Source organism: Paenibacillus sp. FSL P4-0184 (genome assembly GCF_038004625.1).
Taxonomy (GTDB): domain Bacteria; phylum Bacillota; class Bacilli; order Paenibacillales; family Paenibacillaceae; genus Paenibacillus_AQ.
The window spans coordinates 4194115-4208634 of the sequence record NZ_JBBORN010000001.1 but is presented as its reverse complement, the minus strand read 5'-3'; the positions used below and the strand labels follow the sequence as shown (position 1 = coordinate 4208634).

At 43.0% G+C, this 14520-nt stretch carries 13 protein-coding genes, 1 riboswitch and 1 other annotated feature; of the genes, 8 read left to right on the top strand and 5 right to left on the bottom strand.

What is annotated here, in order from left to right; translation table 11 throughout:
* Positions 1-39 precede the first annotated feature (39 nt).
* Together MKY52_RS18390 and serA are read left to right on the top strand one after the other, a co-directional pair.
* Positions 40-951, top strand: a complete 912-nt coding sequence (locus MKY52_RS18390; protein ID WP_341052713.1) for a hypothetical protein — start codon at positions 40-42, stop codon at positions 949-951.
* 110 nt (positions 952-1061) lie between these two features.
* Positions 1062-1292: a binding site (T-box leader), on the top strand.
* A gap of 245 nt (positions 1293-1537) precedes the next feature.
* Positions 1538-3130, top strand: a complete 1593-nt coding sequence (gene serA / locus MKY52_RS18385) for a phosphoglycerate dehydrogenase (protein ID WP_076284555.1) — start codon at positions 1538-1540, stop codon at positions 3128-3130.
* Positions 3131-3203: 73 nt separating this feature from the next.
* Here serA and MKY52_RS18380 read toward each other — a convergent pair whose 3' ends face one another.
* Positions 3204-4037: an SDR family NAD(P)-dependent oxidoreductase gene (locus tag MKY52_RS18380; RefSeq protein WP_341052711.1), complete on the bottom strand. Its 834-nt coding sequence runs from the start codon at positions 4035-4037 to the stop codon at positions 3204-3206.
* Positions 4038-4210: 173 nt separating this feature from the next.
* On the opposite strand from MKY52_RS18380, the gene MKY52_RS18375 reads away from it, so the two are divergent.
* From MKY52_RS18375 to MKY52_RS18350, 6 genes are all read left to right on the top strand, one after another.
* On the top strand, positions 4211-5167 hold the full coding sequence (locus tag MKY52_RS18375; RefSeq protein WP_341052710.1) for a helix-turn-helix transcriptional regulator: 957 nt from the start codon (positions 4211-4213) through the stop codon (positions 5165-5167).
* 122 nt (positions 5168-5289) lie between these two features.
* A complete protein-coding gene (locus tag MKY52_RS18370; protein ID WP_042190241.1) occupies positions 5290-6540 on the top strand; it encodes a methyl-accepting chemotaxis protein in 1251 nt (416 codons plus the stop codon).
* Positions 6541-6730: 190 nt separating this feature from the next.
* A riboswitch (cyclic di-GMP riboswitch) is annotated at positions 6731-6828 on the top strand.
* A gap of 118 nt (positions 6829-6946) precedes the next feature.
* The gene (locus tag MKY52_RS18365; RefSeq protein WP_052404378.1) at positions 6947-8590 is read left to right on the top strand and encodes a thiamine pyrophosphate-binding protein; all 1644 of its coding nucleotides are present in this window, start codon (positions 6947-6949) and stop codon (positions 8588-8590) included.
* Positions 8591-8603: 13 nt separating this feature from the next.
* On the top strand, positions 8604-8972 hold the full coding sequence (locus MKY52_RS18360; RefSeq protein WP_042129622.1) for a carboxymuconolactone decarboxylase family protein: 369 nt from the start codon (positions 8604-8606) through the stop codon (positions 8970-8972).
* 38 nt (positions 8973-9010) lie between these two features.
* On the top strand, positions 9011-9361 hold the full coding sequence (locus MKY52_RS18355) for a hypothetical protein (protein WP_042190245.1): 351 nt from the start codon (positions 9011-9013) through the stop codon (positions 9359-9361).
* A 51-nt stretch (positions 9362-9412) separates the two neighbouring features.
* The gene (locus MKY52_RS18350) at positions 9413-10405 is read left to right on the top strand and encodes a 3-oxoacyl-[acyl-carrier-protein] synthase III C-terminal domain-containing protein (protein WP_042190247.1); all 993 of its coding nucleotides are present in this window, start codon (positions 9413-9415) and stop codon (positions 10403-10405) included.
* A gap of 70 nt (positions 10406-10475) precedes the next feature.
* On the opposite strand, the gene MKY52_RS18345 is transcribed toward MKY52_RS18350, so the two are convergent.
* From MKY52_RS18345 to MKY52_RS18330, 4 genes are all read right to left on the bottom strand, one after another.
* A complete protein-coding gene (locus tag MKY52_RS18345; RefSeq protein ID WP_341052707.1) occupies positions 10476-10691 on the bottom strand; it encodes a DNA-binding protein in 216 nt (71 codons plus the stop codon).
* A gap of 14 nt (positions 10692-10705) precedes the next feature.
* Positions 10706-12199: a glycerol kinase GlpK gene (gene glpK, locus MKY52_RS18340; RefSeq protein WP_341052705.1), complete on the bottom strand. Its 1494-nt coding sequence runs from the start codon at positions 12197-12199 to the stop codon at positions 10706-10708.
* 118 nt (positions 12200-12317) lie between these two features.
* Positions 12318-13754: an ATP-binding protein gene (locus tag MKY52_RS18335; protein WP_341052702.1), complete on the bottom strand. Its 1437-nt coding sequence runs from the start codon at positions 13752-13754 to the stop codon at positions 12318-12320.
* Positions 13755-14471, bottom strand: coding sequence for a response regulator transcription factor (locus MKY52_RS18330; protein WP_036676174.1), 717 nt, complete (start codon positions 14469-14471; stop codon positions 13755-13757). It lies immediately after the preceding gene.
* Positions 14472-14520 lie beyond the last annotated feature (49 nt).

Genomic DNA, 14520 nt, shown 5'->3' with positions numbered 1-14520 from the left:
ATACATAGGATAATTCCCCCAGAAAAAGGAGCACTTATTATGAGCCAACGTAACTCCCGTACACAAATGTTGTACACTCTATTTTTTTTGTTTTTCCTTATTTGCGCCTTCGCCGCATTTTTCACAGGCGTCAAGGTTGGCGCAGACAAAACGGAAGCTAAATATGAGCAACAAAAGAGCAGTAATGGATATGGATTAGAAGAATTCACGGGCTCTTACCAACAGAAGGATCTTGTTACTTTCTATCATAACGTATTTTTGCCTTATCGGGAATTCAAGCAGAATTGGAACACACAAGTGGACAAGTTAGCACGCAGTACAGATGCCCGTGTAAATGCAGCAGCTATGAAGAATCTTAGCCTTCTAGCAGATAAACAATATGAAAGAGTTAACCAGGACTCTATCTTTTCCGACTCTCCCTTATTACATCAATCACAGCTAAACATACTCAAAAGCTTAACTTTATTCTCAAAAGCTTCTGGTGAAATAAGTGCAAGTACATCTGGTGCAGAGACGGCAAAATTGCTGAAAAATGATCCTTATACTGCCGGTGCGGTTAAATTCGGACTGCTCGCACAAAAGAACTTTTATGATTCTATGCTAAAGTGGGGCTCTAAGACAAACCAGAAAATCCCTTCTGTTGCTGGTGAGCTAAAGACCATGTCCTTTATCCAGTGGAAAAAAATGCCTTTTCTTCAAAAGAACGCATCCATCGCTGATATGATGTTAAATCGCGGAATTTTTGCAGCCTACGATCCTCAGGACATTACTGCAAAAATAGACGATTTGATACATTCTGGTACAGCCAGTTCATTGAATCTTACGGATGTTCAGTCCTCAGTAACCCTGCTTATTTCCACAGGTGCTATACAGGTAGAGGATTTTATGAAGTGGCGAGAGCAGTACTATAGCAAGGAGACGATTCCACAGCTCCCGTTTTTTTATGAATAGAACCAGTCATTGAATCATAACGAAAAATGAAGTTCACTTCAAGAAAGCCTACTTTCAAAGCCTATTGACACATCTACATTACCGTGTTACATTATGAAAAAATTAATCAATCAAAAACGATGATGGAACAAAGATTCTGGAAGTCTTCAGAGAGCCGGTGGTTGGTGCAAACCGGTGACAAACAGATGTCTTTAGCGCTCCTGAGATATTGTATCGAACCTTAAAGTAGGTGCAATCGGATCAACTCCGTTACCAGTGTGGCCTTTGCAGGCCAATGAGGCTGCTTCTTCCAAGTTGCAGTGAATTAGGGTGGTACCACGAAGATAACTCTCGTCCCTTACTACGGCAGTAGTATGGGGGTCGGGAGTTTTTTAATTTCTAAATACCTAATCTATACTATCTTTTTGCCCAAAGTTACCGATTTCGCGGCACTTCTGCACGCAGTTTCTTTTATGCGACACCGCGTTGATCTACTATTATCACATGTTTTTTCTCTACTAGTTCGTGAATCTTCAGGTATTGTGGATTGCCCAAAAAGGCGTCCTCGACATATAAAGCTTTTCAACTTTAAGGGGGATAAGAAACCATGTTTAAAGTATTAGTATCGGATCCAATTAGTGATTTGGGCATTCAGCAATTGATGGACGCAGAAGATGTAGTTGTTGACAAAAAAACAGGACTCAGCGAAGACGAACTCATTGCAATTATCGGTGAATACGATGGTCTCCTTGTCCGCAGTCAAACTACTGTAACAGACAAAATCATCGAAGCAGGAAAAAATCTAAAAGTAATTGGTCGTGCAGGTGTTGGTGTAGATAATATCAAACTGGATGCTGCTACAAAGCGTGGTATTGTTGTAATCAATGCTCCTGATGGAAATACAATTACGACTTGTGAGCATGCTTTCGCAATGATGATGGCTCTGGCCCGTCATATTCCACAAGCTTATGCAAAAACAATCGGTGGAACCTGGGATAGAAAAACATTCGTAGGTGTAGAGCTTCGTGGCAAAACTTTAGGTGTACTCGGAATGGGCAGAATCGGTAGCGAAGTGGCTAAACGTGCTAAAGCTTTCGGTATGGAAATTCTTGCTTTCGATCCTTTCCTAACAGCTGAACGTGCTGAAAAGATGGAAGTTAAATTGGCTTCCGTAGACGATGTTGTTCGCGGAGCAGACTTCATTACTGTGCACACTCCACTTACTCCGGAAACACGCCATATGATTTCTCGCCCACAATTCGAAGTGATGAAAAAGGGAATGCGCATCATCAACTGTGCACGTGGTGGTGTAATTGATGAAATGGCATTAGTAGAAGCTATAGATAGCGGTATTGTTGCTGGCGCTGCGTTCGACGTATTTGAGAAAGAGCCGCCGCAAGCAGATCATCCTTTCCTGTCTCATCCAAAAATCATCGTGACTCCTCACCTTGGCGCTTCTACGATTGAAGCTCAAGAAAATGTAGCGATCGATGTTTCGGAGCAAGTGTTGCATATTCTGCGTAATGAACCGTTCATTAACGCGGTCAACATTCCTCCAGTGGCTCCAAGTGTAATGAATAAGCTTCAACCTTACTTCACGCTTGGGGAAAAACTGGGCAGCTTTGTTACCCAAATTGCAGCTGCTGCTATCCGTGAGATCCATGTTGAATACGCTGGTGATCTTTCGGATGTAGATACCCAACCACTAACCCGCTACATTGTAAAAGGTGTGCTCTCCCGCCACTTTGCAGAGGACGTTAATATCGTAAACTCCATGCATTTAGCGAAAACACGCGACGTGAACGTAGTAATAACTAAAGCTTCTAAAACTAAAGGCTTTACCAACCTGATTACTGTTACTCTAAAAGCTGATCGTGACCAAGAGTATCTTGTTGCCGGCACCCTACTGCAAGGTTACGGAGAACGGATTGTTCAAGTGAATAAGTTCCCAGTTGATATTGCTCCTGAAGGTCATCAAATCTTTGTATCCCATAACGACAAAGTAGGGATTATCGGACTCGTGGGTACATTGCTTGGTGAGAACGATGTAAACATCGCTTCCATGCAAGTGGGACGTAAAATTGTTGGGGGCGCTGCAATCATGCTGCTGACCGTTGACAAAGCCGTTCCTAAGCAAGTCCTTGTGAAACTCGCTGGTTTACCAGAAATTAACACTGCTGAAGAAATCATCCTTCTTTAATCTATAATATAGAAAGGCCATTCCAGAATGTATTGGAGTGGCCTTTCTTATTATTTTACGAATCTTTTTCTTCCTATATTATGAACGAAGAGATTATCCTTCCATCAATATCTGTAAAACCATATTTTTCAGCAAGCTTTCCAACCAGCTGTGGCTCACCGGACATAGACATAACCTCTGGATCAGCGGCTAGTGCAGTCACTGCTCGACCAATATATGTCGTCGATTCACTCATGTTCAGTTCCTCAACTTCTTGCCAATGTTCCTCATCTGTATTCATGGCTTCTAGAACCGCTTCTGTTCTCATCCATCCAGGTGAAAGTGGAATAACCGCAATGCCGTCATCCTTTAACTCCTTCGACAATCCGAAAGCTATACGTAAAAGTGCATTTTTAGAAAGATCATAATAAAAGTTGCCTAAATATTTATAATGATCCCAGAAGGTTGTATGGATAATTAGACCACCAGATTTTGCCTTGCGCATCAAGGGAATTGCGTAATAATTTGTGATCATCTGTGCTCTCACACCGGCATTAAACATATTGTCCCAATGAGCTGTAGGCAGCTCCCAAAAAGGCTTCTGCTCGATAGCTAAATCATTGCCTCCCCATACGTTGTTAACTAAGATATCGAGCCGACCTTGCTCTTCAGCGATCTGGCGGATCACTGCTTCTGTTTCTTGATCCTTCGTATGGTCACATCGTATTACCGCACCAGAACCTCCACTCTCTTTTATTTCTCTAAGTACGCTATCTATACTCCCCTTAATATGTTCTGTGACGGATACATCTGTGGTCCTCCCTGTAATATAGACAAAAGCTCCTCTTCTCGCTAATTCTAAAGCGATCCCCCTCCCAGCACCTCTGCTGCTCCCGGTAACCAATGCGACTTTCCCTTTCAATGTCATAGCCCTCAACCCTTTCCACATGAATTCGGATTTCAATATTCTGTGAATATTCCTTACGTTTTATAAGTATAGCCCGTATATATGACATCAACTGACATATATAATATAATCATAATTTAGAAATGATTAATGGTGATCGTCCAATCATTAATTCGAGGAGGTACAATAGCCTAATGAGAGCCGACCGTTTGTTATCAATATTACTTCTGTTGCAAAATCGTGGAAAAATGACTTCTAGAGAATTGGCCCAAACACTCGAGGTATCAGAACGAACTGTATTTCGTGATATGGAAGCATTAAGTGCTTCAGGAATACCCATTTTAGCTGAACGTGGTCGTGAAGGAGGCTGGATGCTTACTGAAGGGTACCGAACCTCCCTAACGGGAATGAAGCCACAAGAGATTGGTTCACTGCTTCTGTCCGCTGACGCATCTATAATGAAGGATCTGGGGATACAAGACGACTACTCTTCCGCTCTTCTCAAACTAGAGGCTGCATCCTCACATCGACTTAGTAACCCAGCAAATTACCTAAGCGAGCGTATTCATATTGATGGCGCCAGTTGGCATCCTTCGGATGAGACTTATCCGTTCCTTTCTGTACTGCAGAGAGCACTTTGGGAGGACCGTAAAGTAAAAATCACTTATCTCCGGAGCAACGAGACAACGGTCCGTTTCATTGAACCTCTTGGGTTAGTTGCAAAACGTGGAGTATGGTATGTCGTAGCCAAAAGCAAAGATGAACTACGGACCTTTCGTGTGTCCAGATTAGTTAACGTTGAGGAGACACATGAGTGGTTTAAAAGACCTGATGACTTTGATTTAAAACAGTACTGGGAAGAGTCCACCACGGCCTTTAAAGCAGCACTGCCGAAGTATCAAGTAAAGCTAAGGGTTAGAGCATCTGTCTTAAAAGAATTACAGCGAGAAAGATTCGTCTCTGTCCAATTGATAGAGCCAACTAGCAATGCAGAGTGGGTGAACGTAGATGCCGAATTTAATACGATCGAGTCGGCCTGCCGGATAATCCTTTCTTTTAGTCCCTCAGTTATTGTACTTTCACCGCAAGAACTTTTAGAGATGGTAAAGTCTGCTATCGCAAAAATTTCCGCTATTTATGAGGATTTTTGACACGAAATCTAAAGAACTACTCCGAAAAGAAGATTTATGTCAGTTCTTACTATAGACCAATCACCTTTAAATCCCATATAATAACACCAATACATAATATTAATAAGGAGGACATTATACCAATGAACTGGATGCATAAACTTCCGTTAAAACAAAGAATTGTTGCCGGATGTTACCTCGTTGCCGCACTATTTGCCATTCCTGTTTTAGTTACTTTTATGATCTTAGGCAACATTATTTTGGGTATTGTTCTAATCGTTGTTCTTGCTGCTCTAACCTTCCCAGTGGCCCGCTTTATCGAGAGAACGCTTACATCTTCTTTTGATGACATCGCGAATGTATCTCATAGTATTTCAAAAGGGGATTTTACTAGTAGAGCCGATGAGAACGGGTCTATGGGGGACGTAAGTCGTTCCTTTAATACTATGATTGACAAGCTCAAGAAGATTTTGACAGAAGCATCACAAATCACTCGTCAAGTTATGGATGCAAGCCGTGGAATCGAAGATAAGAATCAGAATTTGAAAATTGTCATGGCACAGGTAGCCTCTTCGTCTAACGAGCTAGCTCTTGGTGCAAATGAAATATCTACGGATATCGCTGAAATGACAGAATCTATTAAAGATATTGAGAATAAAGTATCCAATTATACGAACTCAACGAAAGAAATGAACAGACGTTCAATACATACATTAGAACTAGTTGAACAAGGACGGCAGTCCGTTGATACTCAAGCTGAAGGCATGCGCAAAAACATCCAGGCTACTCAAAAAGTAGCTGATACTATCGAAGCCCTGTCTCATAATGCTCGCGGAATTACGATGATTACAAAAACCATCACAGAGATCGCTGAGCAGACCAACCTCTTATCGCTGAATGCCTCCATCGAAGCAGCACGCGCCGGAGAGCATGGTCGAGGATTTGCTGTAGTCGCACAGGAGGTTCGTAAACTTGCCGAGGAATCAACGGCTTCAACGAAGGAAGTCTTTGGCTTAGTTCGGAGCATCGAAACTGATATCAAACAAGCGATTGACAATATCGCTATCAACGAAGAAGTCGTACAGGTACAGAATGAGATGATCACTCAATCTGCTCATATCTTTGCTCAAATTGTGCAAAGTGTGCAGTATATTACCGAGCAAATCTCTTCCTTCTCTGCTGAAAGTGATCTGATGTTGGAAAGTGCCTTGAAAATCTCAAGTGCAATAGAGAATATCTCTGCGATCACACAGCAAACCGCTGCCGGCACCGAGGAAGTATCCGCCGCTATGAATGAACAAATTAATGCCCTGCAGTCTGTTGCTGAAGAAACTGAGAAAATGACACAGGCTGTGTTTAATCTACAGAAGACTATCCATATTTTCAAGTTTTAAGTCACTTGCAAATCATATAAACAAGTCCAAAAACTCCTCCTAAGTTTTGACTTAGGGGGAGTTTTTTTATATCTATTATTTCATAGGTTGGACAATACTTTCGTCAAAATTCGAGTTAATTTGCGAAAATATATTGACAAAGGTTCTCTAGGAATATATTGTAAAGGAAAATTCTTCTTATAAATTTTAAAATTAATATTGGCAAAATCTTCGAAAGAGGATGACGCAAAACCATGGATCTACAGCCTCATTTTTTTAATCAGAGGCCATGACTGCCAGGTTGCAGAAAACCAAAACGACTGAACAATTGTTCAGTCTCTATGGCGATTTATGCCACCAACCTGTGCCCTAATTCAGAGCACAGGTTTTCTAATGTTTGATTTTAAAATAACAATCAACTTGTGAGGTGTATTTTTTGAAGACAGTCGCAGATTACATGTCGGAAGCACTACGGAACCTAGGTGTTACCCATTCCTTTGGTATTATCGGGAAATCCATTTGTCCTATTGTTCTTAAAATGGTAGATTACGGTATTGAATTTATTCCTGGGAGACATGAGTCCAGTTCCGGCTTCGAAGCAGCCGGGTATGCGCTTAAAACTGGAAAACTAGGTGTAGCTTTTGGTACTTCAGGTCCTGGTGGAACAAACCTATTAACTGCAGCAGCACATGCTAAGGCTAACAACCTACCTGTCCTATTTATTACTGGCCATCAATCTATTAAAGAGCTTGGAATTCCCCAATGTCAGGACTCTACCTCTTTTCTAGCTGATTTAGCTGATATGTTTAGACCTGCCACCTTATATAGCAAGCTTATTGAACGTGGAGATCACTTTAACACAATCTTTAATCATGCCATATCCATTGCTTTGAGCGGTAATCGTGGTCCAGTTCACCTTTGTATTCCTTTTGATGTACAAACGGAATTGCTAGAGGAATGTAATATTGTAATCCCTGAACGCGAATCACTGGTTAGCCATGCTAATATCGACCGTGTACTTGATGCTATAAATAACTCTAAGAATCCAATAATTATCGCAGGTAAGGGCGTTAACCGCTCAGGAGCACATAGTGAGCTAATTCAATTAGCGGAAACATTTAATATTCCTGTAGTTACATCTCCAGGTGGTAAAGGGGCTATAGCTTGGGATCATCCACTCTATCACGGTCCAATTGGAGTAGGCGGTTGTACCCATGGGGATGACTTGCTGAATCAAAGTGATCTATTTATCGTTCTCGGGTCACGTTTAAGTGATATGACTATTTGTAATCTTAAAAGGGAAAATCATCCTGCAACATTAATTCAGTTTGATAGCGATCCGACTTTTGTCGGAAAAATATTGTTCTCTAAAACGATTCCAGTGACTGGAGATCTACGCGACAATCTAGTTTACTATCTCAATAATATTGACACGAACAATATCACAAAACGCGAAGCACCGACAAATTCCGATTATACCGAAGAGCCTCCGATTTTACCAAACCTTTCACTTGCATCGGTCTTGAGTACGATGAGTGATTTGATTCCTTATAACAGCACAGTCTTTGTTGATGATGGAAGTCACGGTTTCCATGCTGCGAAATGGTACAAGGTTAAGAAACCGGGCAGTTTTGTTTTCGATGCTTACTTTGCTTGCATGGGTAATTCCATCGGGATGGCGATTGGTGCAAAGGTTGCTGCTCCAGAAGAAACGATTTTCTGCATTACAGGAGATGGCTGCTTTATGATGCTAGGCGCAGAGATTAACGCTGCTGTCTGCAAGGATATTCCTGTCATATTCATTGTTGTGAATAATAAACAGCTAGATATGGCTCTAAAAGGTATGGAAAAAACTACAGGACGTATTGACGGAACTATCTACGAAGTCCCTATGGACGCTGTGAAATTCGCAGAATCACTAGGTGCTAAGGGTTACAAATGTGAGACAGCGGAGGAGTTCGAAACAGCCATCAAGGACGCTGTTGCCATCAACCGTGTTGCCGTCATTGAACTGCTAACAGATCGTGATGAGGTCCCTCCGACTGCTCACCGTACTTTGAACCTAAATTAGGAGGTCACCACTTATGAAAGACAATGTAAACAGTGGTCTGAACCACTTCACGAATCTCTCAGGAGACTACGGAGCTAAAGCACTGGCTCCGATTAAAGAACATTTCCCCGATTTGGCTGAATTTATTATGGGGAATGCCTACGGCGATATTTTTCAACGCAACACAATCGAAGCTGACTGGAAGGAAATCGCAGTTATCTCTGCCCTGATTTCGATGGGTCAGTTTGATCAACTGGGTGTCCATTATGTCATGGCTCTTCGTGTGGGTGTTACTGTAGAACAACTCAAAGGTATTCTATTACACTTAGTACCCGCTATAGGGGCACCTAGAATCATCACCGCTTTTAATATCCTTCTCGAAACGATTGAAGAAATAAAGTAACTATTTTCAGTAAAATTAAAATATCGGGAGATGTTAACGTGGGACAGTTTATTTTAAAGACAGACACTACTAAAAAAGTGATCAATATTGAGCTGGAAGGAACATTTTCTGAAGAAGATGGTCTGAAATCTATCCAAGCTTATCAACAAACTATTAATCCTATCACTCCAGCTGACTATGAATTACAAATCGACTGCAGAAAGCTAAACGTAACTGCTCCTGATGTTGTGCCTCTTTTGGAAGGTTGCTTCGTAATGTTTAAGAATGATGGATTTGTAAAAGTAAATCTAACCCTTGAGAATAACCCAATTCTTAAAATGCAGCTTGCTCGTCTGGGTCGTAAAGCAGGACTAGATAACATCGAGATCATTTCCACCGTTACAGCTTAATTCTTCTTATAACTAAAAAAACTATAGAGTTTTTCAGGAGGATTCATTCTTATGACCGGAATTCGTATTCAAGACATTGATATCTATCATCCTAGTAATAAAGTTGGTAACGACTTTTTTATTAAGCATTTTGACGAAAAGGGTATTGATATCCGAGGTCTACTGACCACTTTAGGTCGTGATACGCGCTATAGCATTAAGAATGAGGAAGAAAATTCTCTTACGATGGCTTTTGAGGCTGCCAGTAATGTGTTGGATAAAAATGGTCTCACTGGCGCTGATATCGATCTTATTGCCTATGCAAGTCAAACTCCTGAATATATCTTTCCTACTAACTCTTTAATGATTCACCGTTTAATTAACGGCGCATCCCATACAATTTGTATTGATAGCAACGCTAACTGTGCAGGTATGACTGCTTCCGTAGAACAGGTGAGCCGTCAAATGCAAGCCAATCCTAGAATTAAACGTGCTTTGGTCATCGGATCCGATTATGTAGCACCTCATGCAGATAAGAATGATCCTGTCTATTATGCTAACTTCGGTGATGCAGCTGCGGCAGTCCTTCTTGTGCGCGATGATAATGCGGTAGGCTTCATTGATTCTGTCTATCAAACAGACACATGCGTTTATGGCAACTCCATGTTCCCGGCTGAAGGCTTGGCTAATCTGGGTAGAAAAGGCGTAGCGGCTGGAGAATTCAATGTGAAGTTCATTCCATTTGATGATTCCATTTGCGTAGATGCTGCTTCTGAATCGATTCGCACGCTTCTATCTGATAACAACATAGCGCCTGAATCTATTAAAGCGGCCTGTTTCTCACAGCTTTCACTGCCTAATATCGTTGGTGTTTGTGAAAAAGTGGGTATTGACCGTGAAGTTGCGGTTTACATAGGTGATGAATTCGGGTACACCTCAACCAGTAGCCCGTTTATCGCTCTACACAAAGCTATTACTACAGGAAAGATCGAACGCGGAGATAAAGTTCTGTTCTGGACAGTGGGCGCTGGATGGCAAAACGTTGCATTTGTTATTGAATATTAAGCGTTACAACCTAAAAAGCGGCAGGCCAAGGATTATCCTTAGCTTGCCGCTTTTTAGGTTGATCTGTTCTTTAGGACTCGCTGGCAAAGGATAACCCCTTTGCAGTGAGCGCACGCCGTAGTACATCAATCCCTTTTGGTCCCATCCCATGGAGCTGCAGAAGCTCTGACTCAGTGAGCTTACTGATTTGGTGAATCTGTGTATACCCAGCACCATGAAGCGCTCGAAGTGCAGGCTTAGATAGTCCACTCGGTAGATCAGATTCTGTTCCATTAAACATAGACATATGCATCTCCCTGATCACTGATATCTTTCATGTTTTTCCCAGCCCATGGTACGCGCTACAGCGTCTTTCCAGGCGTTGTAACGTCGTTCACGCTCATCTATACCCATTACAGGTGAAAAGACCCTCTCAGCTTTGTTAAAGCTTTCTAGCTGCTCTCTTGTCCAGACTCCTGAGGTTAATCCAGCCAGAAGTGCTGCTCCCAGCGCAGTCGTCTCCGCATATGTAGTTCGAGTAACTTCACTACCGAGGATATCAGACTGGAACTGCATCAGCAAATCATTGCGAACCGCTCCACCATCTACACGAAGTCCTGTCAATGGCATGCCTGCATCTTTTTCCATCGCCCCAATTACATCTCTAGACTGAAATGCTAATGACTCTAACGTTGCTCTTACCAAATGCCCCGAGGTGGTTCCTCTAGTTAGACCGAAGACTGCTCCACGTGCATACATATCCCAATAAGGGGCACCTAGTCCAGTAAAAGCAGGTACGACGACAACCCCTTCACTGTCCTCTACTTCCCGTGCTTTGTCTTCCGAGCCTGCCGGCTCCGTTATGAGTCCTAACCCCTCCTGAAGCCATTGTACAGCCGCTCCGGCTACAAACACACTGCCCTCGAGTGCATAATAGAGTTCATCCCCCATTCCCCAAGCTACAGTGGTCAACAGCCCATGACTGGAGACTACAGCTTCTGTACCTGTATTCATCAGAATAAAGCATCCAGTTCCATATGTGTTTTTGGCACTGCCGGGTTCAAGACAAGTATGTCCAAACAAAGCAGCTTGTTGATCCCCCAATACAGAGTGAATAGGTATTTCTGTCCCGAACCACTGCGCGTCTGCTACTCCAAATTCACTACCGGACATCCTCACTTCTGGCAGGATGGTGCGTGGTACACGAAGCTCCTCCATTAGCTCTTCGTCCCAGCAGCGCTCATGTAGATTATATAGCATCGTACGCGATGCATTAGTTACATCAGTAGCATGTACAGCCCCGCCAGTAAGCTTCCAGATTAGCCAGCTGTCTACTGTCCCAGCTAGTAGCTCGCCATTATTCGCCCGCTCTCGTGCGCCGTCTACATGATCGAGAATCCAGGAGAATTTTGTTGCAGAAAAATAAGCATCCACAACGAGTCCCGTCTTGCTAGCAATGAGTCCCTCTAAGCCCTTACTCTTGATCTCTTCACACAGCTCTGCAGTACGTCTGTCCTGCCACACAATCGCAGGATAAATCGGCTTGCCTGTTGCTCTATCCCAGATCAGGGCCGTTTCCCTCTGATTTGTAATTCCAATGGAATATATTTCCTGATTCGTTATCCCGCCCTGAGTAATCGCATCTCTTGCTGCTGCAAGCTGTGACGCCCAAATTTGCTCTGGGTCATGCTCCACCCAGCCAGGGTGTGGGAAAGATTGTTCAACCTCATATTGCCCTTGTGAGACGATTCTAGCGTCCTCATCGAACACTATGGCTCGTGAACTGGTAGTCCCTTGGTCTAAAGATAAAATCATTTGATGGCCTCCCAAGCATAAACAATGAGATATGTTCCACGATGAACAAGATTAATGTGTTTGTTTCAACAAAAAGCACCTCTGCTGTCAGAGGCGCTATCACACATTGTGTTTGGAATTACTGTTTTTCGACAGGAAGTCTTAGCGTAAAGGTTGTACTTTCGCCTAACTTACTGGAAGCTGAAATGGTTCCGTGATGCGACTCAACAATATTTTTAACAATCGCAAGCCCGAGTCCCGTTCCACCTGATTCTCCCCGTACACGTGCCTTATCGGCTTTGTAGAAACGATCAAATATATAAGGCAGATCTTCCTGCGGAATGCCGACGCCTTCATCCTGAATTTTAATTTCAAAATAGCGACGCCCTTCTAAGACACAAGTTCCTGTATGAACTGTAATCTTCTTGCCACCCTGCGTATGACGAAAAGCATTATCGAGCAAATTGGTTAAGACCTGCTCAAGCTTATCTTCATCCGCCGCCTTAAGAACAAGGACATCGCTCTCTTTATTTAGCTGCAGATGAATATCACGCTCTTTCGCACGTACGGAAAATTTGCGATACACTCGTTCCAGCAGTTCGTTCATATCTACTTCTGCCTTCAACATATCCGTATGTCCAGCTTCCATTCGTGCAAGGTCGAGCAGATCCTTTACAAGACGTCCCATACGGAGCGATTCATCATGAATGACTTGAATCAGTTCACTGCTTTCCTCTGGTGAAGAAGCCATGCCGTCAAGTAAAGCCTCACTATAACCTTGCATCATCGATAATGGCGTCCGAATCTCATGAGAGACGTTTGCCACGAAGTCACGGCGCATTTTTTCGAGTCGTACTTCTTCAGTCACATCACGCAGAACAGCAACCACTCCACGAATACTACCCTCAGAATATAAAGGTGCCATATGGACGGACCACACGCCCTGCCGGACATGTACATTAGAACGCTCATCGCCGCCTTGTTTCAACGTGCTCAAAAATAAAGGACGCAGGGGAGGTGGAACATTACTCTCAGCCGTTTCCGTATGAGGTTCAATGTCACTCTCTTGCTCCCACTCTAAATCGCTCCAGCTCTCAAGTAGCGATTGACCATGCGGATTGGTCAGAATAATCTGACCTTCGATGTCAAAGGTGATTACAGCATCACTCATGCTGCGTAATACACTGGATAGATGGCCCTTCTCATGGTGCAGACTGCGAATATTCTCTTCCAACTCCTCAGCCATATGGTTGAAGGAAGTCGCCAATTGGCCAATCTCGTCACTTGTGACCAGCGTCAGCCTTGTTCCGTATTCACCACGTCGAATGTTGTTTGCAGCCTCGATGACACGTTGCATCGGTTGAGTGATCTTGGTAAACAAGAACAACGCGAAGAATGTCGTCAAAGAAAATCCGATCATGCACGTATACATAAATAAACGTTTGATATCGCCGGAATTAGCAAAGTTGCTGTCGATATAGGGAAGTAGAAACAACCCGAGTGTAATAAGCACGACAGCGACCAGGCAGATGATCGTGACCCACAGCTTGCCGACAAGACTTCTCCAGAAGTTCACTTATTTAGGTACCTCAAGTTTGTAGCCTACACCCCATACAGTTGTAATCATCGCCGCGGATTCCGGTGATACTTTATTCAGTTTTTCACGAAGACGCTTAACATGGGTATCGACTGTACGCAAATCTCCGAAAAACTCATAATTCCAAACATCTTTAAGTAGTTCTTCACGAGAGAACACTTTATCCGGTGAAATCGCCAAATAATGCAGCAGTTCGTATTCTTTCGGTGTCAGACTCACTTCTTCACCACCAGCAGTTACTCGGTGTGCGTCATGCTCAATAATAAGATGAGTGAATACAATGTTATTACTGGAGTTGCTCTCTTTGGACAAAAATGCTGTTGCTGAAGAACGGCGCATAATGGCCTTCACGCGATAAATCACTTCGCGAGGACTAAATGGCTTCACGACATAATCATCCGCGCCCATTTCAAAGCCCTGTACACGATTAATCTCTTCGCCTTTAGCTGTAAGCATTAAGACAGGTGTCGATTTGACCCCTCTGAGTCGGGTCAGCACTTCCATTCCATCAATGCCAGGCAGCATAACATCCAGCAAAATTAGACCGTAGTCATTTGCTGTTGCTTTGCGAAGAGCGATTTCGCCATCTTCAGCCTCGTCGATTTCATAACCTTCTTTTTCAAGATACATCTTTAGCAGGCGGCGAATGCGTTCCTCATCATCCACTACCAGAATTCTGTTTAAATGATCTGCCATTTCACAACAACCCCTTCATCAAATACAGTAGAACGTAACCTTAAATCCA

Excerpts from the sequence above, each read along its gene's own strand:
- MKY52_RS18375 (WP_341052710.1), top strand. The coding sequence starts at position 4,211 with ATGAGAGCCGACCGTTTGTTATCAATATTACTTCTGTTGCAAAATCGT.
- MKY52_RS18370 (WP_042190241.1), top strand. The coding sequence starts at position 5,290 with ATGAACTGGATGCATAAACTTCCGTTAAAACAAAGAATTGTTGCCGGA.
- MKY52_RS18350 (WP_042190247.1), top strand. The coding sequence starts at position 9,413 with ATGACCGGAATTCGTATTCAAGACATTGATATCTATCATCCTAGTAAT.
- MKY52_RS18380 (WP_341052711.1), bottom strand. The coding sequence starts at position 4,037 with ATGACATTGAAAGGGAAAGTCGCATTGGTTACCGGGAGCAGCAGAGGT.
- MKY52_RS18345 (WP_341052707.1), bottom strand. The coding sequence starts at position 10,691 with ATGTCTATGTTTAATGGAACAGAATCTGATCTACCGAGTGGACTATCT.
- MKY52_RS18330 (WP_036676174.1), bottom strand. The coding sequence starts at position 14,471 with ATGGCAGATCATTTAAACAGAATTCTGGTAGTGGATGATGAGGAACGC.
- MKY52_RS18390 (WP_341052713.1), top strand. The coding sequence starts at position 40 with ATGAGCCAACGTAACTCCCGTACACAAATGTTGTACACTCTATTTTTT.
- glpK (WP_341052705.1), bottom strand. The coding sequence starts at position 12,199 with ATGATTTTATCTTTAGACCAAGGGACTACCAGTTCACGAGCCATAGTG.
- serA (WP_076284555.1), top strand. The coding sequence starts at position 1,538 with ATGTTTAAAGTATTAGTATCGGATCCAATTAGTGATTTGGGCATTCAG.
- MKY52_RS18360 (WP_042129622.1), top strand. The coding sequence starts at position 8,604 with ATGAAAGACAATGTAAACAGTGGTCTGAACCACTTCACGAATCTCTCA.